The organism is Plantibacter sp., assembly GCF_059073635.1.
Genome location: NZ_JCACOF010000007.1, coordinates 193,988 through 217,145, shown reverse-complemented (window position 1 = coordinate 217,145; position 23,158 = coordinate 193,988). Strand labels below are relative to the sequence as shown.

Below are 23,158 nucleotides of genomic sequence, written 5' to 3'. Positions count from 1 at the left end.
GGAAGCGGTGCGGTTTTTCGCCGAGTCCGCCGAGGAAATGTGCGACGCGCGCGTCGTCCGAGGGTCAGGAGACGCCGAGGAGGCCGGAGAGCACCATCACCGCGGTGCCGCGCAGGACGATGTCGGCGCCCTGCTCGCTCATCCGGATCTGCACGCCGCCGTGGAACTCGGTCATCGTGCGCGCCCGCACGGTCTCGATCGCCGCGTCGAGGAGCACGCCGGCGAGCAACTCCTCCGGGCCGCTCACCACGATCTCCGACAGGTTCAGCGCACCGACGATCGCGGCGAGCGAGACACCGAGGCGCTCCCCTGCCGCGCGCAGGATCTCCTCGCGACGCTGCTCGACCTCCGCGGCGGGAAGATCGCTCGCCTCGGCCGCCGCGAGGAGCTCGCGCAGGTGCGGCACGGCCAGCCAGGCCTCGAGACACCCCCGCTTCCCGCAGGCGCACAGCGGCCCGCCGTCGGTGCCGACGACCACGTGGCCGATCTCACCGGCGGCGAACCGGCTCCCGAAGAGCGGATGGCCGCCCACGAGCAGCCCCGCCCCGACGCCGTTCCCGACGCTCACGAGCATGAGGTCGCCGTCCGCCCCGCCGAAGCTGTACTCCGCGAGCACCGCGGCGTTGGCGTCGTTCGCGACGAGGACCGGCACCTGGGCGACCTGCTCGATCGCCCCCTGGAGGTCGACGTCGGTCCAGCCGAGGTTCGGGGCGCTGCGGACCGTGCCGGTCATGTCGACGACGCCGGGCGAACCGACCCCGATGCCCAGCACCTCGACCGTCGCCTCCTCGACGAGGTCTGCGGCGAGCGCGACGGCCTTCGCGATCGCGTCCGTCCCCGTGGCGCCGTCGAGCGGCACCTCGAGCATCGTCACGACCTCGCCGTCGAGGGTCAGCACAGCACCTCTGAACACCTCGGTGTCGGAGAGGTCGAGGCCGACGATCTGGAACTCGTCGCGGTTGATGTCGATGAGCGTGGCGGGCTTGCCCGGGCGAGAGGTCTCGCGGAGGCCGACCTCGACGATGAGGTTGTCCGCGATGAGCGAGGCGACGAGGTCGGAGATGCTCACCCGGGTCAGGCCGGTGGCGCGGGCGATGTCGGCCCGACTCATGGCACCGCTGGCGAAGAGGGTCTGGAGGACGAGCGCCCGGTTATGACCACGGGCGTGTTCCGGCAGGACCTTCGCGTTCGGCCGGAGCCGCCGCGCCGGGGTGTACGAGAAGGATTCGATCCGCTCCGACGCGATCCCGCCGCCGCTTCCGAATCCACCAGCACTCATGCGATAAGTAAAGCAGGCTGCGCCTCATCGTGCGGCACCGCGATGTCACCCGATGGTCACCGACACGTCGCCCGCCGGGCACCGCTGCGACCCGTACGACGCGGAGCATCATGGGTGTGAGGATCGCAATCGTGACCGAGTCGTTCCTGCCGCAGATGAACGGCGTCACCCACTCCCTGCTCCGCATCATGGAGCACTTCGCGGACCGAGGGGACGAGGTGCTCGTCATCGCCCCCGGCGCCGGAGCCTCGACGCCACGGCTCCACGAGGGCTTCCGGGTGGACGGCGTCCCGTCGATCCCGCTCCCCCGCTACCGGAACGTGCGGGTCGCCGCCGGCGGAGTCGGCCGGATCACCGAGCTCCTCCGCGGCTTCCGCCCCGACGTGGTGCACCTGGCCTCGCCGTTCGTCCTCGGCTGGCGCGGTGTCCAGGCCGCCGAGCGCCTGGGCGTCCCGACCGTCGCCGTGTACCAGACCGACATCCCGGCCTACGCCGGACGGTACGGGTTCCCGGTCGCCGAAGCGTTGCTGTGGCAGCACGTCGAGCGCCTCCACGGCCGGTCGACGCTCACGCTCGCGCCGTCACGGCAGTCGATCGCTCAGCTGGAGGCGCACGCCATCCCGCGGGTCCGCCTGTGGGTGCGCGGCGTCGACGCCGTGCGGTTCTCCCCGGAGCGGCGCAGCGAAGCCTGGCGTCGTTCCGTCGCTCCCGGCGGCGAACGGATCGTGGGCTACGTCGGTCGGCTCGCGGCCGAGAAGCAGGTCGAGGACCTCGCGGTGCTCGGTGGGCTCCCGGGCGTCAAGCTCGTCATCGTCGGCGAGGGGCCACTGCGTGCCTCACTCGAACAGCGGCTGCCGAACGCGGTCTTCACCGGATTCCTGGGCGGCGAGGAGCTGGCGGTCGCGATGGCGGGACTGGACGTGTTCGTCCACCCCGGCGAGTCGGAGACCTTCTGCCAGACCATCCAGGAGGCGATGGCCTCTGGCGTACCCGTCGTCGCGACCGGTCGAGGTGGGCCGGTCGACCTCGTGGACTCCAGCCGCACCGGGTGGCTCTACGAACCCGGCAGGCTCGACCAGCTGCGCGGGTTCGTCCAGGACCTCGTGGGCGACGAGGTGAAGCGGGCGGCGTTCGGTGCCGCGGCTCGGGCAGGCGTCCTGCCGCGCAGCTGGAAGAGCGTCAGCAGCGCGCTGATCGGGCACTACAGTGACGCCATCGAGTTGCACGAGGGCGCTCGGGCACGGCGGAGCGGTCTCGACCCGCGCGTTCAGGTGCCTCGGGTCACTCGCCCGGGTACCGGACGCCGATCTGACGCCTGACCTCGTCGAGGGTCTCCATGATCGCGACCGTCTCGGCGAGCGGCATGATGTCGCCGGAGAGCCGGCCCTCGGAGGCGAGCCGTTCGAGCTCCCACGCCTGGAAGTGCATCCCACGGCCGTCCACTTCGGAACGGTAGGTCTCCACGACCTCGCCGTCGGTGCCGAACACCCGGAAGGTCGTCGCCGTGTACCAGACGCGGTCGAACTCGATCCAGCCGTCGGTCCCCACGATGGCCGCGCGGTTCGGGCCGACGGTGTTGCTCGCCGACAGGGTGTTCGCCACCTGGCCGTCCGCGTAGCCGAAGAGGGTCGCGACCTGCATGTCCGCCCCCGTGTCGCGGAGCGCGGCCGTGGCCTGGATCGTCGTCGGGGTCCCGAAGACCGACGACGCGAAGGAGACCGGGTACACGCCGAGGTCGAGCAGCGCGCCGCCGCCCAGCTCGAGGTTGTTCATGCGGTGCTCCGGGTCGTCCGAGAGCAGCTGGGTGTGATCGGCGACGAGGCTGCGCGGCTGCCCGATGACGCCGTCGGCAAGCAGCTCGCGGAGCCGGACCATGTGCGGGAGGAACCGGGTCCACATCGCCTCGAGGACGACCAGACCGCGCTCCGCGGCGAGCGCCACGACTGCCTGCGCCTCGGCGGCGTTGAGGGTGAAGGGCTTCTCGATGAGGACATGCTTCCCGGCGTCGAGCGCCAGCACCGCCTGCTCGGCGTGGAACGGGTGCGGGGTCGCGATGTAGATCACGTCGACCTCGGGGTCGGCGGCGAGCGCCTCGTACCCCACGTGGACGTTCGGGATGTCGAACTCTGCGGCGAACGCGGCTGCGGTCTCGGCGGATCGCGAGGCGACGGCCCGGACGTCGAAGCCGTGCCGTCGGAGGTCGGCGGTGAAGCTCTTCGCGACGCCGGCGGGGCCGAGGATGCCCCATCGCAAGCCGGTGGACGGGCCTGCCGCTGGGGTTCCCGTTCCGGTCCGGTCGATGTCCTGCTCCGTCATGGCTCTCCTTCGATGCGCGTTCCAGCAGCCTACTGGAGGGCCTCCGGCGCTCGGGATTTCGGGGGTAGCCCTGCTCGGACTCGCGGCGCCTCGCCGTAGGCTGAGGGTTCGACCGAGCCCCGCCGACCGCGCTGAGGGCCCGGTCCATCCTGGGGGGATGCGTTGTGGGGCCGAAGGAATCGACCGGACGTCGACGTGCGCTGTCGCACGTCCGGACCCTCGCGATCGGTGTCGTCGGTCTCCTCGCCCTCAGCGGCTGCGTCTCGGAGCCGGCCCCGCCTCCGGTGACGGTCGTCGTCACCCAGCAGCCGGACCCGTCGCCCTCGGTCGCCCCGGTGCCCACCTCCACTGCGCGCGACGCGCTGCCTCCTGAACCGGCGCCGATCGTGCCGAACGCGCCGGCGGAACCGGCGGAACCGATTCCGGAGGGCCCCGCGTTCGACCTCGGGCCGAGGGACGGTGCGCTCGGCCCGGTCGTCTCGGACGCCGATGGCAATCCGATCAGTTACACGGTGGTCGCCGGCGACGTGTTCTTCGACATCGCGCAGCGCTTCGACCTGCCGCAGCAGCAGTTGCTCCGCATGAACCCGTCGATCCCCGGCTTCGGACTCGACATCTACATCGGCGACATCGTCAACCTCGACTGGACGACCACGCGTTGAGCCTCGGCGCCCGCCGGTGTCAGCCGAACGGGATGGTGCCCACGAGCACGCCGACGACGAGCATCACGAGCGAGACGATCGCGGCGCGCCACAGGACCTTCTTGTGGTGGTCGCCGAGGTTCACGCTGGCGAGCGAGACGAGCAGGAGGATGGCCGGCACGAGCGGGCTCTGCAGGTGGACCGGCTGACCGGTGATCGACGCCCGCGCCATCTCGACCGGTTCGATGCCGAAGGTCGAGGCGCTCTCGGCCAGCACCGGCAGGATGCCGAAGTAGAACGCGTCGTTGCTCATGAAGAACGTCATCGGGATGCTGAGCACCCCGGTGATGACCGCGAGGAACGGACCGAGCTCCGTCGGGATGATGTCGACGATCCAATCGGCCATCGCGGTGACCATGCCGGTCCCGTTGAGGACGCCGATCAGCACACCGGCCGCGAGCACCATCGAGACGACGCCGACGATGCTCGGGGCGTGGGCGACGATCTCCTTGGACTGCTGCGCGAGCCGCGGGAAGTTCACCAGGAGGGCGATGGCGGTGCCGACCATGAACACGTAGGGCAACGGCACGAGGTCGAGCACGAGCAGCGTCATGACCGCGACCGTGAGCACGAGGTTGACCCAGATGAGTCGCGGGCGCAGGGTGTCGCGCTCGGGGTCGAGCATCGTGTCGGCCATGGCCGTGTCGTCAGGGCGGACGAGGGTCGCGAGGCGCCCACGGGCACTGGTCGAGAAGGTCGTCGACATGCCGCCGGTGAGCGGGTGGTCGGCGGGCCCGGAACCCGAACCCGGTGCGGCGACGCCGGAGGCGCCGTCGCCGAGGAGGTCGACGCCCGCGAGGCGCTTGCGCTCCCCCAGTCCCAGGAACCAGGCGAAGGCGAACACGAGGACGAGGCCGGCGGCGAGCGACGGCAGCATCGGGACGAAGATCTCGGTCGGCGAGACGCCCAGGGCCGAGGCGGCTCGGACGGTCGGCCCACCCCACGGGACGATGTTGAGCGTGCCGTTCGCGAGCCCGGCGACGCAGGTGAGGACGACCGGGTTCATGCCGAGCCGCAGGTAGATCGGCAGCATCGCGGCGGTCGTCACGATGAAGGTCGTCGACCCGTCGCCGTCGAGTGACACCGCGCCCGCCAGGAGCGCCGTACCGACGACGATCTTCGCCGGGTCATTGCCCAGCGCACGGACGATGAACCGGACGAGCGGGTCGAAGAGCCCGACGTCGATCATGATCCCGAAGTACATGATCGCGAACATCAACAGGGCGGCGGTCGGAGCGAGGCTGCCGATCGCCTCGATGACCATGTCGCCGAGCCCGAGTCCGGCGCCGGCGAACAGCCCGAAGACCGTGGGGACGATGATGAGCGCCACCATCGGGGTGAGGCGCTTCGTCATGATCAGCACCATGAAGGTGAGGATCATCGCGAATCCGAGAATGACCAGCATGTCGACTCCTTCGTCTGCGTGCACCGCGGTGTGCACGACGGGACGCCGCGCGGCGACACGGGCGATGGACCGAGCGCGGCGGGCGTTCCCGGAACCGTACGGGAGCGGCACGGAGCTGTCTCGCTTGTGGGCGTTCGGCTCGGATCTGCGGGTTACACCACCTTCTGCGCATTCTGCTCATCACGCGGTCGACGCCGCCCATCGCCCCGGCGACGTACGATCGGAGCCATGATCGGCGACGAAGCGGAGCGGCCAGGTCGACGACGGGGCGGGCGCTCCAGCTTCGCGGCGCAGGTGCTCGTGCTGCAGCTGGTCGTCGTCATCGCGGTCGTCGCCGTGTGCACGGGCGTGTTCGCCTGGATGAGCAGCGAGCGCCTCGTGCAGGAGGCCCAGTCCACCGCCCTCGCGATCGCCCAGAGTGTCGCGAGCGATCCCGACGTCCGCACCGCCGTGACGCTCGAGGCACGTACCCCGGGGACGCCGACGGCGGCCGACCTCCGGACCGGCCCCCTGCAGGAGCTCGGCCGTGAGGTCGGCGCACGGACCGGGGCGCTCTTCGTGGTCATCACCGACGAGCGCGGGATCCGTCTGGCGCACCCCGACCCCGACCAGCTCGGGCTCCGGGTGAGCACCAGCGCGGAAGCGGCCTTGGCCGGTACGGAGTCGGTCTCGTGGGAGACCGGCACCCTCGGCCCGTCCGCGCGCGCCAAGGTGCCCGTCTTCGCCGCCGAGTCCTCCGACACCGGTGGGGCCGTGGTCTCGTCCGGCGCCGGCGAGGTCGTCGGCGAGATCAGCGTCGGGTTCGCCCCGCAGCGCGTGTTCGCCGACGTCGTGGGCGAGACCATGCTGGTCGCGGGCGCAGCGCTCCTCGCGCTGACGATCGGCCTGGTCGCTTCGATGCTCATCCGGCGCCGGCTGCGGCGGCTGACCCTCGGCCTCGGACCGGAGGAACTCGCCGCGCTCGTGCAGAACCAGGCTGCCGTCCTCGGCGGGGTCGGCGAAGGCGTCCTCGGTGTCTCGCCGGACGGCGTCGTGACGGTGTGCACCGATCAGGCGGCCAGGCTCCTCGACATCGGGTCGGTCGTCGGGCGCCGGTTCGACGACCTCGACCTGCCCGATCCACTGGTGGACCTCGTCGTGGACGACGCCGCATCGCCGACCTCGGCCCAGCTCGTCGTCGGGTCCCGCGTCCTGTTCGTCGACGTCCGGCCCGTGTCCCAGGACGGCGTCGACCTCGGGCGGGTGGTCGTCGTCCGCGACCGTACCGACGTCGAGGCGCTCACCCGGCGGCTCGACGCGGTCGCGACGATGACGACCGCCCTCCGCGCGCAGCGGCACGAGTTCGCGAACCGGTTGCACGCGATCTCCGGACTCCTCGAGACCGGGCAGGACGCCGAGGCCCGCGACTATCTCGCCAACGTGCTCGACCATGGACCGCTGAAGTACCCGGTGCAACACGCGGACCGACTCACCGAGCCCTACCTCCAGGCCTTCCTCGGCGCGAAGGGCGTCGAAGCCGCGGAACGCGGGGTGCTCGTGACCATCGGCTCCGAGACCCTCGTCACCGGCTCCCTGTGCGATCCTGAGGACGTGACCACCGTCCTCGGCAACCTGCTCGACAATGCGGTGAACGCGGCCGTCGCGGGCCGGGTCCGACCGGCCTGGGTGGAGGTCGAGGTCCTCGACCACGGCACCGAGCTGCACTGCTCCGTGATGGACTCGGGCGACGGCGTCGTGGCGACCGGCCAGGACGACGCTCCACCCGCCTCCCCGACCAGCGACCACGGCGATCTGGACGACGTCCACGGCCACGGGTTCGGTCTGCCCCTCTCACGCGACATCGCCCGTCGTCGAGGCGGGGACGTCTGGTTGGCGTCTCCCGGCGTCCGCGGCGAACACGGAGCGGTCTTCTGCGCGCGGCTCCCCGGGACGGTCGTACCGGCGCCGTCCATGGCGGGAGACGGATGATGGCGGCCGATCTCACCGTGCTGGTCGTCGACGACGACTTCCACGTCGCCCGCCTACACTGCCGGATCGTCGACGAGGTCGACGGGTTCCGTGCGCTCAGTCCTGTCGGGTCTGCTGCCGAGGCCGCACGGACCATCGCCGCCGAGCCGCCCGACCTCGTGCTCCTCGACGGCTACCTTCCCGATCGGAACGGGCTCGAGCTCCTCGTGGACCTCCCGATCGACACCATCGTCGTCTCCGCAGCGTCGGACGGTGCGTCCGTGCGCCGAGCGCTTCGTGCGGGAGCCCTCGGGTATCTGGTGAAGCCGTTCGCGCCCCAGGTGCTCCAGGACCGGCTCGCCGCCTACGCCCGCTTCCGCAACGTCCTCGACGAGGCGGTGAACGCCGACCAGGAGAGGATCGAGCGCGCCCTGCGCATCCTGCACTCCGGCGACGCCGGGGCGACGACCCGGTCGAGATCCGCGACGGAGACGGCAGTCCTCGAAGCGGTGTCGGAGGCGGACGGAGAGCGCTCGGCCGCCGAGGTGGCCGAGCTGGTCGGCGTCTCACGCGCGACGGCGCAACGGTATCTCTCCGCGCTGGCCGCCCGAGGGCTCCTGACGACGCAGCTGCGGTACGGGACCACCGGGCGTCCAGAGCACCGGTACGCGCCGCCAGGCGTCGGCCGCTGAGGCGTCCACACGCCGTCGGCTGGGCGATCCCCCCACGACATCGCCCAGCCCGGCACGTGAACCAACTCTTCGCCGATGGAACGCGGAATGCCCCCGCACACCGTGATCCATCCGTCGTCGCACGACGATCAGCAAAGTGAGTTAATCACCCGATTCAGTTTAGGGTGACCTCACGGCGCATGCGTCAGGGCTACCCCCTAACGTGCACCCGACCGCTCAGGCGTCCTGCGCGTCGAAGGCGGCGTCGAGGACGGCGAGCACCTCGGCCTGGCGATCCGCGACGATGACCGCCGCGATGAGGATCCGCCACATGGTGTCGACCGCGTTGAGGAGGTCGGTCCGGCCGGCCAGCAGGTTCGAGATGAGCTGCGTCCCGGTGAAGAACGCGACGAAGGACCTCGCCAGTTCCGCCGGCTCGAGCGGAGACTGCAGCTCACCGAGCTCGATCGAGGCCTGCACCCGCTCCTCGACGCTCGCGATCCACTGCTCGTGGAACGCGGTCGTCGGAGCCTGGATGACGCCCTGCTCGAGGGACAGCCGCAGGCCGGCGCGCGTGATGGGGTCGGTGAGCAGTTGCTCGGTGATGAGGCGGGAGGCCTGGACCAGCCCACCGAACGGCGAGGGCGCGGTGGTCGGCGCGGTCAACGCAGCGATCGAGCGCGTGCTCTGCTCGTTGATGACGGCGATCGCCAGTTCCTCTTTCGAGGGGAAGTAGAAGTAGAGCGAGCCCTGCGTCGTCCCCGCCTCGCGGGCGATGTCCGACAGGCTCGCCTGTCCGTAGCCGACCCGGTCGAACATGCGGGCGGCACCTTCGACGACGGTCTGGCGTCGTTCATGACCTCGTTGCTGCTGTGGTCGTCGTTCGGGCATGTGCGTTTCCTGCTTCTGTCATCCCCCGATTCAGGGATAAGCGTACCCACTCCGAGCTGAGAAGACGGTGTCGAACGCGGCAGAAATTCGGAACAAGTCGACCGACTTGATCGCGAGAAGATCCCGGTCGGGTCGCAAAAGGGCGCATCGAGGGTGTCATCACCGACCGCGACCGAGCGGACTCACTCGCGTCGGGTGACCAGGGCGAACCGCTCGCGGAGCTCAGGTGCGTCGGCGAACGGTCGCCAGCACAGGCCGTCGTCCTCCCGCATCGCAGCTACCGGACGGAGGGCGACGAGTCGCTCACCGAAGCGCAGGGCGTCGAGGAACAGGGTGTCGTTCCCCGCGTCGATCGTCAGCGAGCGCGGGTACCAGCCGCGCGCCGCGAGCGCGCCGGCCAACCAGGCCGAGTACGCCGGGTCCTTGCCGGGCTCGGGACGGAGCAGCTCCTGGTCGGCGAGATCGGACCACTCGATGACGTCCTTCGCCGACAGCGGGTGCGCCGCGCGCATGACGACGCCGAGCGGCAGCGCAGCGATCTCCTCGGCGGCGAGCTCGTCCGGCAGCTCCATCGGCAGACGCACGATGGTGGCGTCGAGACGACCGGTGGTGACGAGGTGCAGCTGCTCGACCGGTTCGATCGCGACGGCGACCGCCGGGACGTCGATGCGGCGACCGGCCTCGGAGACGACCGCGTCCCACGTCGTCGGCGGACGGCCGACCCGGATGTGCCGAGCCGGTGACGCGGGATCCATGTCGGCGACGACGTCGATGAAGGTGCGGACCTTCAACAGGAAGCGCTGCCCCTCACGCGTCGGGCGGTACTCCTCCCCCAGGACGCTGAACAGCTCGACCCCGAGCGCGGCCTCGAGCCGCCGCAGCTGCTGCGCCAGGCTCGGCTGTGCGACCCCGAGCAGGTTCGCCGCGGCACCGAGCGTCCGAGCATCCGCGACGACCACGGCCGACCGCAGCTGACGAAGGGTGATGGCGTCGCGTTCGAGTTGGCGGTGGAGGTCGTGCGTCATGCTTCGAGCCTACGGCGTGCTCGCAGCCCTACCCGACAGGCGAAGCCGTGCTCGCCTGGACGACCGTACCTCCGACTGTGCCCCTGGAGGGACTCGAACCCCCAACCCTTTCCTTAGGACGGAACTGCTCTTCCATTGAGCTACAGAGGCTGACCCGTCGAGTTTAGCCGGTCGCTCAGGCGGCGGGCGCCAGGTACTGCTCCCAGTCGGGCTCCGAGCGCTCGACGCCCCGCACCATCCACTGCGAGCCGTGCGGCGTCCCCGGTGAGACCCGGAGGCTCCAGTTCATCTCCATCGGCGTGCGGTCGCCCTTCACGTTGTTGCAGCGCAGACAGCAGGCCACGAGGTTCTCCCAGCTGTCCACACCCCCGCGCGAGCGCGGCTGCACGTGGTCGATCGTCGTCGCCGCCTTCCCGCAGTAGGCGCAGCGGTGGCCGTCACGGCGCAGCACCCCGCGGCGGGTCACGGGCACCCGGCGGGCGTTCGGGATCCGGACGTATCTGGTGAGCAGGATGACCGACGGCCGATCGAACGATCCGCTCGTCGCCACCACGGGATGCGAGGAGTCGATCTCGACGACGGTCGCCTTGTGATGCATCACGAGCACGAGGGCCCGCTTGAACGAGACGATCGCGAGCGGCTCGTAGCCCGCGTTCAACACCAGTGTGCGCATGCACGTTCCCTTCCGAAGGGCCACGACGGCTGCCGCGACCGGTCGACGATCACCACCTGCAGCGTCCGTGACGCGCCGGATCGAGTCGTCTCCGGGGAACAAAAAAGGGCACTGTCATGACGACAGCACCCTCTTGACCCACGGCGGAGCCGCGGCACGCTTGGCTGGAATGCCGCAGCACGTAGAGGCCGCGACCATTCGCGACCACGTGGCGACGTATAGCGTGCATCAGCTCCTGAACCTCTCCGAGTTGCAGAGCACCAGATTAACCCACACCGACCGGATTTCCGCACGTTGCAGGAGAATTCCCCTCCGCGCCACCTCGGCTTCGGCCGACGGACACCGCATGGTCGCGAACGGTCAACACGCATCGACGACGAATCGCGCCCCTCCGACGGAGGGACGCGATCCAGGTCGAGCGGGTCGGATCAGCCGACGCCCGGCGGGTAGAGGTAGAGCGCCACGGCACTGGCGGCGATGGTGCGCGTGTTGTAGCTGTGACGCGCGGACCCCCAGTTGTACTCCTCCAGGGTGACCGTCCCGTCGGCGTTGACCGACTGCACGTAGGCGACGTGGTTGTAGTTGAACCAGGCGACGGAGCCGGCGATGGCGTTGGTCCCCTTGTTGTACTGCCACGAGTCCGCCCAGCCGTAGGCACTGCTCGGCGGCAGGCCGTTGCCCCAGGTGAAGGCCCAGTTCCCGCTCGGCGTGCCCGCGTCGCGGTTGAGTCGCCAGGCGACGAAGTCCACGCACTCACGGTAGTAGTAGCGCAGTGGTGACAGCCCGCCGCCCTCGTCGTCGGTCGCCTGGTCGAACCAGGGGTAGTCGTCGCCGGCCTGGCGTGCGCCGACGGTGATCGAGTAGGTGGCGTTGCTGGCAGCTGCAGCGGCGTCGAGCTGCCGCTGGCGCTCGGCGAGCTCGTCCGGCGTCGTCGCACTGTAGAGATCGCGAGAGATCGGGGCGTCGGCCACCTTGTCGGAAGCGACGACGCTCTGGGCGCCGGAGGTCTTCAACTGCTCCGAGGCGGACGTCCCGTACGTGGTCTGCGCGCTGCTGCTCGCCGCATACGCCGGGAGGGCGACGGTGGCGACCAGTGCCGGCACGAGGAAGGCCATGGTGGCGACGCCGCGGACGGATCCGGGTCGGGCTCCGGACGGCTTCGGCTTGCGCACGGCGACCGTCGACGCGGTCGGCTTGACCGGGGGCTTGCTGCGGGCGACGCGGTCCGCGCCGGTGCGGAGCGGAGCGACGGTCGCGAACGAGGTCGTCGGTGGCGGACGTCACGGTGAAGGATTGCGGGGTCGTCGGCTCCGGCGCGGCGGGCTTCGTCAGCGGCCGCTCGTCGAGACGGACCTCGCCGGTCGTGACGGCGGCGTCGGCCTCCTCGACCACGGCATCGTCGAGGATGATCTCGGGGTGCTCGACGGGTGCGTCCGGAGCGACGTCGGCGACGAGCGCGTCGTCGGTTGCCGACTGGGACGGGGTGGTCGGCTCCGCCTGCTTCGCGGCCTGCTCCTGGAGTCGGAGCTGCTTCCGGGTGAGGGGGACGTTCGGGGTCGTCTCGGCCTGTTCGGGGCCGCTCTCGCCAGCTGCAGTCAAGTGGATTCCTCCGGCACCCCGCATGAGCGACGACGATCGCGGTGTGGCGATCGGCATGGCGCAGCCCCATCCGACGATTGATGTCGGTTCGTGTGGCCGAGGGACGGGCTAGGGGGTGCCTCGGTCGTCTTCCTGGGGCCAGATCATGGCCTTCAGGACGAGTGACAGCCTACGGGTTACCCCTCAGAAAGTCACGTTTCGATCACGGGAAAACGGGCACATGAGGGAATCCTCATACGCGTCTCATGCTCACGCGGCAGGGGTCTCCACGAAGATGTGCGTCGCGAGCTCGTTGGGCAGCTCGAGGCCGCCCTCGACACCGTCGATGGTGACGAGCACGTAGCCGCCCGCTGCCGCGAAGGTTCCCGAGCGACCCGGCATGACGCCGGCCTGCTTCAGCTGCAGGAGGAGTTCGGGGTCGACCTGCGCCGGCTCGCCGAGACGTCGGACCGTCGCCGTGACCGGCTCGGAGCGTCCTTCGACGAGGCCGACGATGTTGATGACGCCCTGCGAGAAGGCGACGGCGGGGCTGTCGCCGAACTCGTCGAGTCCGGGGATCGGGGTGCCGTACGGCGACTCGGTGGGGTGGTTGAGCATGTCGAGCAGCTTGCGCTCGACCTGCTCACTCATGACGTGTTCCCAGCGACAGGCTTCCTCGTGGACGAACTCCCACTCGAGCCCGATGACGTCGCTCAGGAGGCGCTCAGCCAGGCGGTGCTTCCGCATGACGTGGACCGCCTTGCGTCGGCCCGGTTCGGTGAGCTCGAGGTGCCGGTCGCCCGACACGACGACGAGTCCGTCGCGCTCCATCCGACCGACCGTCTGCGAGACCGTCGGTCCGGAGTGCCCGAGGCGCTCGGAGATCCGCGCACGAAGCGGGATGATGTTCTCCTCCTCGAGCTCCAGAATGGTGCGGAGATACATCTCTGTGGTGTCAATCAAATCGGTCATCGACGCCCTCCCTGCCCGATTGCACGTTCCCGGTAAGCCTAGTGCGCGGCGGCGACGTTCCCGCGCCAAGCCACTCCGCCCCGCGTGGACGCATCCGGGCGCCGTGGCACGACGCCATGAGGCCCTCGCCTCTAGAATCGCCGTATGCCGGAGATCACGATTCCCACGTCCCTTCTGCCCGCCGATGGTCGATTCGGCTGCGGCCCCTCCAAGATCCGACCTGAGCAGATCGCAGCGCTCTCCGAGGCCGGCCTGTCCCTCCTCGGCACCTCCCACCGTCAGGCTCCCGTCAAGCAGCTCGTCGGCCGCGTGCGCGCCGGCCTGGCCGACTTGTTCCGCGCCCCCGAGGGCTACGAGATCATCGTCGGCAACGGCGGCTCGACCGCGTTCTGGGACGCGGCCGCCTTCGGCCTCATCGAGCAGCGCAGCCAGAACCTCGTCTTCGGCGAGTTCGGCGGCAAGTTCGCCAAGGCGGCGGGCGCCCCGTGGCTCACCGCTCCGGACGTCCGTGAGGTGCCGGGTGGATCCCGCATCGATCCCGAGGTGGTCGAGGGCGTCGACGTGTACGCCTGGCCGCACAACGAGACCTCGACCGGCGTCATGGCCCCGGTGCGACGCGTGTCCGGCGACACCGGCGCCCTCACGGTGATCGACGCGACGAGCGCCGCGGGTGGTGTGGACTTCGACGCGAGCCAGGCGGACGTCTACTACTTCGCACCGCAGAAGAACTTCGCATCCGACGGCGGCCTGTGGTTCGCGCTCTGCTCCCCCGCGGCGATCGAGCGCATCGAACGGATCGCGGCGAGCGGCCGCTACATCCCGGAGTTCCTGAGCCTGAAGAACGCGGTCGACAACTCCCGACTCGAGCAGACGCTCAACACTCCCGCGTTGTCGACGCTCGTGCTCCTCGAGGAGCAGATCTCGTGGATCAACGGCAACGGCGGCCTCGCCTGGGCATCGGCACGGACGGCCGAGTCCTCCGGCGCCCTGTACGAGTGGGCCGAGCGCACCTCCTACACGACGCCGTTCGTGACGAACCCCGACCACCGCTCGCAGGTCGTCGTCACGATCGACTTCGACGACGCCATCGACGCCGCGCTGGTCGCGAAGACCCTGCGGGCGAACGGCATCGTCGACACCGAGCCCTACCGCAAGCTCGGCCGCAACCAGCTGCGCGTCGCGACCTTCACGGCGATCGACCCCGCAGACGTCCGTCAGCTCATCGCGAGCATCGAACACGTCGTCGGGGCGCTCTGATCCGTCTCCCCCGCTGAACGCCGAACGGGCGGTCGAACCCTCTCGAGGTTCGGCCGCCCGTTCGTCTGTCTCGCGGTGTGCGAGTGCTACTCGTCCTCGAACCGGTCGTCGTCCTCGTCGGAGTCGTCGTCCTCATCCGAGTCGTCCTCGTCCTCGTCCGAGTCGTCGTCATCCGAGTCGTCCGACGCCGCATCGACGTCGTCCTCGTCGTACTCGAGTTCGATGCCGTCGCGGTCGCGGTCGCGGGGATCCCCGGACAGCGCGACATCGTCGTCGTCGAACTCGTCGGTGTCGTCCGCGTCGTCGAGCGCGTCGTCAGCCGCAGCCGCAGCCGCTGCCTCCTGCGCGGCGCGGTAGTCCGCGAGGCGTTCCGACCACGGCACCCACTGCGGAGCCAGCAACGCGCCGTCGCCGGGCATCAGCTCCGTCTCGAGCACGTTCGGCGCGGCGTCGTCGGCGGTCCGCGAGAGCGTCACCGTCCAGAACCATCCGGGGTAGCCCGCCATCGTGTTCGCGAACAGCAGCGAGACGACGTGATCATCGACCACGACGTGCCCGGCCGGCTCACCGACCGTGCTCGCGGGCGTGATCTCCTGCAGCGCTTCGCGCGCGAGCTCCACGGCGGCGATCAGGGTCTCGTCCGGCACGGGTGCCGGGGTCGACTCGCCATCGGTGCCGTCGTCCGAGCGATGCTCGTCCGACTCGGCTCGTGTGTCCGTGTCGGCCGTGACGTCGCGATCCTCGACGGGCGTCTCCTGATCGGCGTCAGGCATCCAGCTCGTCCGCGACCTTGCGCAGCACGGCAGCGATCTTCGTGCTGTGACTGCTGTTCGGGTACTTGCCGCGGCGCAGGTCGCCGCCGATGCCGTCGAGGAGCTTCACGAGGTCCTCGACGATGATCGCCATGTCGTCGGCCGGCTTGCGCTTCAGCTTGACGAGGCTGGGCGGAGCCTCGAGGACGCGCACGGACAGCGCCTGGGCGCCGCGCTTGCCGTCGGCGATGCCGAACTCGAGCCGCGTCCCCGGCTTCACGCCGGCCGTGCCCGCGGGCAGTGCGGAAGCGTGCAGGAAGACCTCCTGGCCGTCATCGGAGCTGATGAAGCCGAAGCCCTTCTCCTCGTCGTAGAACTTGACCTTGCCGGTGGGCATGGGAACCTCGCTGTGTGTCGTGCGCAGAAAATGCAGCGCCGTGCGGTGATCGCGCAGGAAGCGCGATCGAGAGGACCATCGGTCCTCGGCCCCCAGCCTATTCGGTGCAGCAGCCGCGTGCCTCTATCCTGGGAGCGTGACTGATGAGCAGACGCCGAGCATCTCGCGGCCCGAACGGATCCTGGCCTACATGGTCGTGACGATCGTCGCCGTGTCGATCGCCGCGTTCGTCGCGGTGATGGTCGGCACCGCCACCGGCCTCGAGCAGGGCGACTTCGCCGTCGGCGTCTGGCCGGTCGTGACGATCCTGCCGCTCGTCGGACTCCCGATCGCCTTCCTGATGCTGATCACGCTCATCATCGTGGGTGCCGTACGACGGTCCCGCGAGTCCCGCGGTCAGTCGCCGCGCTGACGACCATGGGCGAGGCCTTCGCGATCGCGCGCCGCCTCCGGGAGCTCCCGGACGACGCGCTCCGCCGGCTGACTCCCGACCGCAGGGCCTCCTCCGCCCGCATCGCGGACTTCTTCGACTTCGCCGAGGCCCTGTTGGACGATGCGAGCGTCGCCCGCCGGATGGCACTGCTCGACCGGGACACCCTCGCAGTGCTCGCCGCCGCGCTGGACGGGACCGAGCGCCACTCGCTCGCGACCGCGCTCGGACGCGAGCAGTCGGAGGTGGATGCCGCCCTGGAGCGGCTGGAGCGGGACATCCTCGTGCTGGACGACGGAGCCGGTCCGATCAGGCCGGTGAGCGCGGTGGCCGCGGTGTTCGAGGAGTGGGCGGCGAGCGGCAGACCAGGCCGTGCAGAACTCCAACTTCCGGCGGCGGCGCCGACGTCCCACGCGACCCGCCCCTCGCCCGACACGGACGCCCTCGCGAGCGAGCGAGCGGCCGGCGCGGTCGGCATCGTCGGCGAGAGCCTCCATGAACTCGACCGCGAGCCCGCACGCCTGCTCGGCCGTGGAGCCCCGTCCATGCCGGACCTCAAACGGCTCGCAGCCGCGGCGGCGAGCACGCCCGACCAGATCGAGCTCGCCCTGTCCGTGGCGTCGGCTGCCGGGCTCACGGACGCGATCGGCTCCGCCATCCGCCTGAGCGAGGTCGGCGAGGCCTGGCTGGCGTCGGCCACCGCGGAACGCTGGCTCCGTCTCGCGACAGCCTGGCGCGACGCGATCCCGGCCACGATCCGCGATCGCATCCTGACGGCGTACCGGCGCGGTTCCGTCGACCTGGTCGAAGAGCTCAGCTGGTGGTACCCGTTGGCGGAGGATGCCGTCGTGGCGCCGACGCGGGCGGTCGACGCGGTCGCCGAGCTGCTCGGGATCACCGTCGACGGCGCGACCAGCGGATTCGGACGACTCCTCGTCGACGACCACGCGGCCGACGCGGCCTCGACGCTCGCGTCCATGCTCCCCGCCGAGGTGTCGCAGGTCGTCCTCCAGGACGACCTGACGGTCATCGCGCTCGGTCCCCCGACGGCGGAACTCGACGTGCGACTCCGGGCCCTCGCGGAGCCGGAGGGGCGCGCTCAGGCGTCGAGGTACCGCATCACGACCGCGAGCGTCACCCGGGCCCTCGCCGACGGAGACACGGCCGAGGACCTGCTCGCGTACCTCGAGTCGATCTCCCTGACCGGCGTCCCTCAACCCCTGCGGTACCTCGTGTCCGAGGCCGCATCCCGATTCGGCCTCGTCCGCGTCGGGACGATCCGCGCGTCGGCCGACGCCTCGGCCGACCCTGGACGCAGCAGCTACATCCGCTCCGACGACGCCGGCCTGATCGCGGCGATCTCGGTCGACCAGAGCCTCGTCGCGCTCGGTCTCCGTCCGAGCGACGAGCACCGGCTCACCAGCCGGATCGAGGCGGCGACGGTCTACTGGGCGCTCCACGACGCGCGCTACCCGGTGGTCGCGGAGGACGACGGCGGCGCACCGCTCCGGATCCGCCGGCAGCCGGTCATGCGCACCAGCCTCTCCGCTCCGGCCGCCTCGACGGAACCGGATCTGGTGTCGCGGCTCCGCGCCGACGACAGCGGCGACACGAGCAGCGCATGGTTGGCCAAGCAACTGGAGATCGCCGTCCGCGACCACACGCCGGTCACCGTGCAGCTGCAGCACGGCGAGCGCCGATCCACGTTCACGATCGAACCGGTGAGCCTTGCCGGCGGTCGCCTGCGCGGTCTGGACCGGTCGGCCGACGTCGAACGCACCCTGCCGCTCGCGATGATCACCGAGGTCCGGATCGCCGGCTGAGCGCTCGCTCAGGGGGTTGCGCACCGGATCCGCCGGTAGACTCGACCGTTATGTCTGATGGACCACTGATCGTCCAAAGCGACCGCACCGTGCTGCTCGAGGTCGCCCACCCGCTCGCCGAGGACGCCCGCCACGATCTCTCGGTGTTCGCCGAGCTCGAGCGCGCGCCGGAGCACATCCACACCTACCGGATCACCCGTCTCGGACTCTGGAACGCACGGGCCGCCGGGCACGATGCCGACCAGATGATCGAGACGCTGGAGCGGTACTCGAAGTTCTCCATCCCCGCGTCCGTGACGATCGACATGCGCGAGACCGTCAACCGCTACGGCCGGCTCGTGATCGAACGCTCCGAGGAGGGCGAGCTCGTCCTCCGCTCCACGGACCTCCCGATCCTGACCGAGGTGGCCGGCGCCAAGCGGATCGCGCCCCTCCTCATCGGGCACCCGACGCCGGACACCTTCCTCGTCGAGCCGTGGGCACGCGGCGCGCTCAAGCAGGAACTCGTGAAGCTGGGCTGGCCCGCCGAGGACCTCGCCGGGTACACCGCCGGCACGCCGCACCAGATCGACCTGGTCGAGGACGGCTGGCACCTCCGCGACTATCAGCAGCAGGCGGTCGACAACTTCTTCTCCGGCGGTTCCGGCGTCGTGGTGCTCCCCTGTGGTGCGGGCAAGACCCTGGTCGGCGCCGGGGCGATGGCGACGGCGTCCACCAACACCCTGATCCTCGTCACGAACACGGTGTCGGCACGGCAGTGGCGCGACGAGCTGTTGAAGCGCACCTCCCTCACCGCCGAGGAGATCGGCGAGTACTCGGGGCAGGTGAAGGAGGTCAAGCCGGTCACGATCGCGACCTACCAGATCCTCACGGCCAAGCGGAAGGGCGAGTACGCCCACCTCGCGCTGCTCGACGCCATGGACTGGGGCCTCGTGGTCTACGACGAGGTGCACCTGCTCCCGGCACCCGTCTTCAAGCTCACCGCCGAGCTGCAGGCGCGGCGTCGCCTCGGCCTGACGGCGACGCTCATCCGGGAGGACGGCCGCGAGGGCGACGTCTTCTCGCTCATCGGCCCGAAGCGGTTCGACGCCCCGTGGAAGGAGATCGAGGCGCAGGGCTTCATCTCCCCCGCCGCGTGCTTCGAGGTGCGCGTCGACCTGCCCCAGGCGGACCGACTCACCTACGCCGCATCCGCCGACGACGAGCGATACCGCCTCGCGGCGACCGCCCCGGCGAAGCTCGACGTCGTCCGGCAGCTCGTCGAACGGCACCGTGGCGAGCAGATCCTCGTCATCGGGCAGTACCTCGATCAGATCGAGGAGCTGGCAGAGACGCTGGGTGCCCCGCAGTTGACGGGCGCAACGCCGGTCGACGAGCGCGAACGGCTCTATCAGGCCTTCCGCGACGGCACCGAGCAGGTGCTCGTCGTCTCGAAGGTCGCGAACTTCTCGGTCGACCTGCCCGAAGCGACCGTCGCCATCCAGGTGTCGGGATCGTTCGGTTCACGACAGGAGGAGGCGCAGCGTCTCGGCCGCCTGTTGCGCCCGAAGTCCACGGGACTCACCGCGAGCTTCTACACGCTGGTGTCGCGCGACACGGTCGATCAGGAGTTCGCGCAGAACCGCCAACGCTTCCTCGCCGAACAGGGCTACAGCTACACGATCCTCGACGCCCACGCCCTGCAGACCGCGTGAAACAGGCTCTCAGAAAAGTCTCAAGAAACGTGCAGATAATGGTGTCATGACCGGACCCCGCATCCTCATCGTCGACGACGAACCGAACATCCGCGACCTCCTCACCACGAGCCTGCGATTCGCCGGCTTCGCCGTCCGTGCCGTGGGCAACGGCGCAGCCGCCATCTCAGCGGTCCTCGAGGAGGAGCCCGACCTCATCATCCTCGACGTGATGCTGCCGGACATGAACGGCTTCGGCGTCACCAAGCGCCTCCGCAGCGCCGGCTACACGGCGCCCATCCTCTTCCTCACCGCGAAGGACGACACCGAGGACAAGATCACGGGCCTCACGGTCGGCGGCGACGACTACGTCACCAAGCCGTTCAGCCTCGACGAGATCGTGGCACGCATCAAGGCCATCCTTCGCCGGACCATGCAGGCCGACGAGGATGCGGTGATCCGCACCGGCGAGCTGACGATGGACCAGGACACCCACGAGGTCCTCGTCGGCGACACCCCGATCGACCTCAGCCCGACCGAGTTCAAGCTCCTCCGCTACCTCATGCTCAACCCGAACCGTGTCCTGTCGAAGGCCCAGATCCTCGACCACGTCTGGGAGTACGACTTCAACGGCGACGCCGGCATCGTCGAGAGCTACATCTCCTACCTGCGCAGGAAGCTCGACCAGTTCTCCAGCGAGCCGCTCATCCAGACCAAGCGCGGATTCGGCTACATGCTCAAGGCCGGAAAGGCGTAGCCCCCACCCGATGGCCGATTCCCTGTCCACCTGGTGGAGCAGCGTCTCACTCCGGACGAAGATCACCGGGGTGACGGTGCTCGTCCTCGCCTTCGGCCTGCTCGTCGCGGGCATGGGGACGACCCCGCTCCTCAAAGAGGTCCTCACCCAGCAGGCGAACGACAGTCTGGTCACTGCCGCCAAGGGCAAGATCGTCGGTGAGATCTCCGAGGACGGACAACTCCAGCTCGACGCCCCCTCGACGCTGTTCGTCGCCGTGTACGACACGAACGGCGAACTCCGCGCCTCGTCCGGGTGGGACGACAGCATCGCTCCCGAACACCCGGCGCACCTCAGCGCGAACGACGTCGCCGCGAGCGGGACCCAGATCTACACGACCACCAACGCGAGCGGCACGATCGTGTACCACGCGGTCTCCGTCCCGGTCACCCTCGACGGGTTCCGCACGGGAGCGGCATGGGTCGCCATCTCGATGCAGGGCACCGACAACACCATCGCGACCTACCTCACGATCTTCTTCGTCCTCGGCGTGCTCATCATCGTGGTCGGAGCGCTCCTCACCCGGTGGCTGGTGACCGGCACGTTCGAACCGCTCCGCCAGGTGGAACGGACGGCCGCCGCGTTCGCCGACGGCGACTTCAGCCAGCGACTCGCGGGCTCGACACCGAACACCGAGGTGGGGCGACTCAGCCGATCACTCAACACGATGCTGGCTCGCATCGACCGCGCGTACTCGGATCGCGGGAAGACCATCGAGCAGATGCGGAACTTCGTCGGGGATGCGAGCCACGAGCTCCGCACCCCGCTCGTCTCCGTGCGCGGCTACGCCGAGCTCTACCGGATGGGTGCCCTCCAGACGCCGCAGGACGTGGCACAGGCCATGGAGCGCATCGAGAAGGAGGCCATCCGCATGGGTGCGCTCGTCGAGGACCTCCTCCAGCTCGCCCGCCTCGATGAGACGCGACCACTGAACGTCGCGCCCGTCGACCTGCTCCCGATCGCGCGCGACGCCGCGCTCGACACCACCGCCCAGGCCCCCGGGCGCACGGTCCAGGTGGTCCGCGACGAACGCATGGCGCGAGCCGTCGACGACGATGCCTCCGAGACGACCGGCGAGTCCCCGGCCGCTGCCGACGCACCAGCCCAGACGAGCTCGACCGGGCCGATCTTCGGCGCGACGTTCAACCGCTTCCGGCGTCGGCCGAAGCCGTCCGGCGACGCCACCACGCCCGACACGAAGCCCATCGCCGAACCACTGACCCTGGCCGTGCCACCGATCGTCCTCGGCGAGGAGAACAAGATCCGGCAGGTCGTCACGAACCTCATCGGAAACGCCCTGCGCTTCACGCCCGCCGACAGCCCGATCGAGCTCGCGGTCGGCACGGACGCCCGCGCAGGGACCGCCAGCATCGCCATCGTCGACCACGGCGAGGGCATCCCGCCACAGATCCGCGAGAAGATCTTCCAGCGTTTCTGGCGTGCCGACAGCTCGCGAACGCGCGAGACGGGCGGCAGCGGCCTCGGACTGGCCATCGTCGCCTCCATCGTCGCGGCGCACGGTGGCACGGTCGACGTGACCGAGACCCCCGGCGGCGGCGCGACGTTCCGCGTCATCCTGCCGCTCGCCCCGTCGGCGGCCACGAGCCCCATCGTCATCGCGGGCCCTCCGGCCTGACCCGCCGGCGGGCTGGCTCGACCCTCCTCCACAGGCTCCGGCCTGCTTCGGAGTGCGCGCACGAAACCTTCCTCGCCGGTTCCGGCCGGTGGCGAGCACCTACCGTCTCGGTAGCGGCGATGACAGGCATCGCCCGGACGAACGGAGTTCCCGATGGCCACTTTCCAGGTCGACAGCGACGCGGTCGAGCGCGCCTCCACGGCAGCACGCGTCACGATCGAGCAGATCCAGAACGAGGTCGCCCGCCTGCACACGCAGCTGGCGGCACTCGACGGCCAATGGACCGGCGCTGCGGCCGCCGCGTTCCACGGTGTCGTCGAGCGCTGGAGGGGCACCCAGCGTCAGGTCGAGGAGAACCTCGGCGAGATCAGCCGGGCGCTCGCCGTCGCGGGTACCCAGTACGCCGAGATCGAGCGGGCGAACGCGAGTATGTTCAGCGGGTGATCCGCGCGCGTGAGGTCCCGCCGACGCGGGTCACGACCCGCGTCGGCGGGACCTCCCGCGCGGCGGTGCGGGGATCAGCGGCCGCGCGGCGATACCGGCGGCGGCGAGTGCTGAGCGTAGGCCGAGAGCCTGCTGACGCCGAGCTCGTCGACGTCGTAGGTGTCGGATCGAGCGGAACTCACGTTGTTCGACCTCGACTTCGCAACCAGTGCCCGGCGACCGCCATCTGCACGCTGCACGATGAGACCACGGGCTCCGTCTGGCACTGCGATGAAGGCGTCCCGCGACTCCGAGCCCGTCGATCGTCAGGAAGCTCGATGTCCGCTCCCGTCGCTTCATGCGGGTCTCGACCAGCTGCTCGTACGCCCAGCTGTCCGCCCGGGAGCAGCTCGCAGTGACGCCATCCGCGAGCCGAGTCACTGTCGGGGAGGCAGAAGATGCAGTCCGGCGACTCCGAAGTCGTCGGCGGCGACGCCTCGGTTGCCGACAGTC

The 23,158-nt window shown here is 70.1% G+C and carries 21 protein-coding genes and 1 tRNA gene; 11 read left to right on the top strand and 11 right to left on the bottom strand.

Features of this window, described 5'->3' with window-relative positions; all coding sequences use genetic code 11:
* Positions 1-64 precede the first annotated feature (64 nt).
* A complete protein-coding gene (locus tag AC5JOC_RS06280; protein ID WP_124768906.1) occupies positions 65-1,279 on the bottom strand; it encodes an ROK family transcriptional regulator in 1,215 nt (404 codons plus the stop codon).
* Between the two features lie 116 nt (positions 1,280-1,395).
* Between AC5JOC_RS06280 and AC5JOC_RS06275 the strand changes: the two genes are divergently transcribed.
* The gene (locus AC5JOC_RS06275) at positions 1,396-2,598 is read left to right on the top strand and encodes a glycosyltransferase family 4 protein (protein WP_494245803.1); all 1,203 of its coding nucleotides are present in this window, start codon (positions 1,396-1,398) and stop codon (positions 2,596-2,598) included.
* Here the strand turns inward: AC5JOC_RS06275 and AC5JOC_RS06270 are convergent.
* Complete coding sequence (locus tag AC5JOC_RS06270) at positions 2,561-3,595, bottom strand: Gfo/Idh/MocA family protein (RefSeq protein WP_085510392.1); 1,035 nt, start codon at positions 3,593-3,595, stop codon at positions 2,561-2,563. The two genes, AC5JOC_RS06275 and AC5JOC_RS06270, sit on opposite strands and share 38 nt — an antisense overlap.
* Before the next feature lie 164 nt (positions 3,596-3,759).
* Between AC5JOC_RS06270 and AC5JOC_RS06265 the strand changes: the two genes are divergently transcribed.
* Complete coding sequence (locus AC5JOC_RS06265; protein WP_159878082.1) at positions 3,760-4,257, top strand: LysM peptidoglycan-binding domain-containing protein; 498 nt, start codon at positions 3,760-3,762, stop codon at positions 4,255-4,257.
* 19 nt (positions 4,258-4,276) lie between these two features.
* On the opposite strand, the gene AC5JOC_RS06260 is transcribed toward AC5JOC_RS06265, so the two are convergent.
* Positions 4,277-5,701, bottom strand: a complete 1,425-nt coding sequence (locus AC5JOC_RS06260) for a CitMHS family transporter (protein WP_124768902.1) — start codon at positions 5,699-5,701, stop codon at positions 4,277-4,279.
* 228 nt (positions 5,702-5,929) lie between these two features.
* Here AC5JOC_RS06260 and AC5JOC_RS06255 point away from each other — a divergent pair, with 228 nt between their 5' ends.
* The gene (locus AC5JOC_RS06255) at positions 5,930-7,669 is read left to right on the top strand and encodes a sensor histidine kinase (RefSeq protein ID WP_494245800.1); all 1,740 of its coding nucleotides are present in this window, start codon (positions 5,930-5,932) and stop codon (positions 7,667-7,669) included.
* The gene (locus tag AC5JOC_RS06250) at positions 7,669-8,340 is read left to right on the top strand and encodes a response regulator (protein WP_202937981.1); all 672 of its coding nucleotides are present in this window, start codon (positions 7,669-7,671) and stop codon (positions 8,338-8,340) included. The genes AC5JOC_RS06255 and AC5JOC_RS06250 overlap by 1 nt, the downstream gene beginning before the upstream one ends.
* Positions 8,341-8,556: 216 nt before the next feature.
* On the opposite strand, the gene AC5JOC_RS06245 is transcribed toward AC5JOC_RS06250, so the two are convergent.
* The 6 genes from AC5JOC_RS06245 to AC5JOC_RS06220 form a co-directional block, all read right to left on the bottom strand.
* A complete protein-coding gene (locus AC5JOC_RS06245; RefSeq protein WP_079705384.1) occupies positions 8,557-9,210 on the bottom strand; it encodes a ScbR family autoregulator-binding transcription factor in 654 nt (217 codons plus the stop codon).
* A gap of 182 nt (positions 9,211-9,392) precedes the next feature.
* Positions 9,393-10,235 carry a LysR family transcriptional regulator gene (locus AC5JOC_RS06240; RefSeq protein ID WP_079705383.1) on the bottom strand — a complete coding sequence of 281 codons (843 nt, stop codon included), beginning with the start codon at positions 10,233-10,235 and terminating at the stop codon, positions 9,393-9,395.
* A 78-nt stretch (positions 10,236-10,313) separates the two neighbouring features.
* Positions 10,314-10,385 (bottom strand) — tRNA-Arg (locus tag AC5JOC_RS06235).
* A gap of 25 nt (positions 10,386-10,410) precedes the next feature.
* Positions 10,411-10,908, bottom strand: a complete 498-nt coding sequence (locus AC5JOC_RS06230; protein ID WP_079001921.1) for an HNH endonuclease — start codon at positions 10,906-10,908, stop codon at positions 10,411-10,413.
* Positions 10,909-11,336: 428 nt separating this feature from the next.
* The gene (locus AC5JOC_RS06225) at positions 11,337-12,080 is read right to left on the bottom strand and encodes a CHAP domain-containing protein (protein WP_494245797.1); all 744 of its coding nucleotides are present in this window, start codon (positions 12,078-12,080) and stop codon (positions 11,337-11,339) included.
* A gap of 676 nt (positions 12,081-12,756) precedes the next feature.
* Entirely contained in the window at positions 12,757-13,458 is a 702-nt protein-coding gene (locus AC5JOC_RS06220) for an iron-dependent transcriptional repressor DtxR (protein ID WP_079705381.1), read from the bottom strand.
* A gap of 144 nt (positions 13,459-13,602) precedes the next feature.
* On the opposite strand from AC5JOC_RS06220, the gene serC reads away from it, so the two are divergent.
* Positions 13,603-14,715 carry a phosphoserine transaminase gene (gene serC, locus AC5JOC_RS06215; RefSeq protein ID WP_430891573.1) on the top strand — a complete coding sequence of 371 codons (1,113 nt, stop codon included), beginning with the start codon at positions 13,603-13,605 and terminating at the stop codon, positions 14,713-14,715.
* A gap of 86 nt (positions 14,716-14,801) precedes the next feature.
* Here serC and AC5JOC_RS06210 read toward each other — a convergent pair whose 3' ends face one another.
* Positions 14,802-15,488: a DUF3027 domain-containing protein gene (locus AC5JOC_RS06210; protein WP_494245794.1), complete on the bottom strand. Its 687-nt coding sequence runs from the start codon at positions 15,486-15,488 to the stop codon at positions 14,802-14,804.
* The gene (locus tag AC5JOC_RS06205; RefSeq protein WP_079705376.1) at positions 15,481-15,864 is read right to left on the bottom strand and encodes a cold-shock protein; all 384 of its coding nucleotides are present in this window, start codon (positions 15,862-15,864) and stop codon (positions 15,481-15,483) included. The genes AC5JOC_RS06210 and AC5JOC_RS06205 overlap by 8 nt, the downstream gene beginning before the upstream one ends.
* 136 nt (positions 15,865-16,000) lie before the next feature.
* On the opposite strand from AC5JOC_RS06205, the gene AC5JOC_RS06200 reads away from it, so the two are divergent.
* The 6 genes from AC5JOC_RS06200 (at position 16,001) to AC5JOC_RS06175 (ending at position 22,666) form a co-directional block, all read left to right on the top strand.
* Positions 16,001-16,276 (top strand): multidrug ABC transporter ATPase, encoded by a 276-nt coding sequence (locus tag AC5JOC_RS06200; protein WP_124768896.1) that lies wholly within the window; start codon positions 16,001-16,003, stop codon positions 16,274-16,276.
* Positions 16,277-16,281: 5 nt separating this feature from the next.
* A complete protein-coding gene (locus tag AC5JOC_RS06195; protein ID WP_494245792.1) occupies positions 16,282-18,117 on the top strand; it encodes a helicase-associated domain-containing protein in 1,836 nt (611 codons plus the stop codon).
* 50 nt (positions 18,118-18,167) lie between these two features.
* Positions 18,168-19,811, top strand: a complete 1,644-nt coding sequence (locus AC5JOC_RS06190) for a DNA repair helicase XPB (RefSeq protein ID WP_085510338.1) — start codon at positions 18,168-18,170, stop codon at positions 19,809-19,811.
* Between the two features lie 46 nt (positions 19,812-19,857).
* Positions 19,858-20,547 carry a response regulator transcription factor gene (locus tag AC5JOC_RS06185; RefSeq protein ID WP_056007716.1) on the top strand — a complete coding sequence of 230 codons (690 nt, stop codon included), beginning with the start codon at positions 19,858-19,860 and terminating at the stop codon, positions 20,545-20,547.
* A gap of 10 nt (positions 20,548-20,557) precedes the next feature.
* Positions 20,558-22,222: a sensor histidine kinase gene (locus tag AC5JOC_RS06180; RefSeq protein ID WP_494245789.1), complete on the top strand. Its 1,665-nt coding sequence runs from the start codon at positions 20,558-20,560 to the stop codon at positions 22,220-22,222.
* Positions 22,223-22,375: 153 nt separating this feature from the next.
* Complete coding sequence (locus AC5JOC_RS06175; protein WP_064296564.1) at positions 22,376-22,666, top strand: WXG100 family type VII secretion target; 291 nt, start codon at positions 22,376-22,378, stop codon at positions 22,664-22,666.
* The last annotated feature ends 492 nt before the right edge of the window (positions 22,667-23,158 follow it).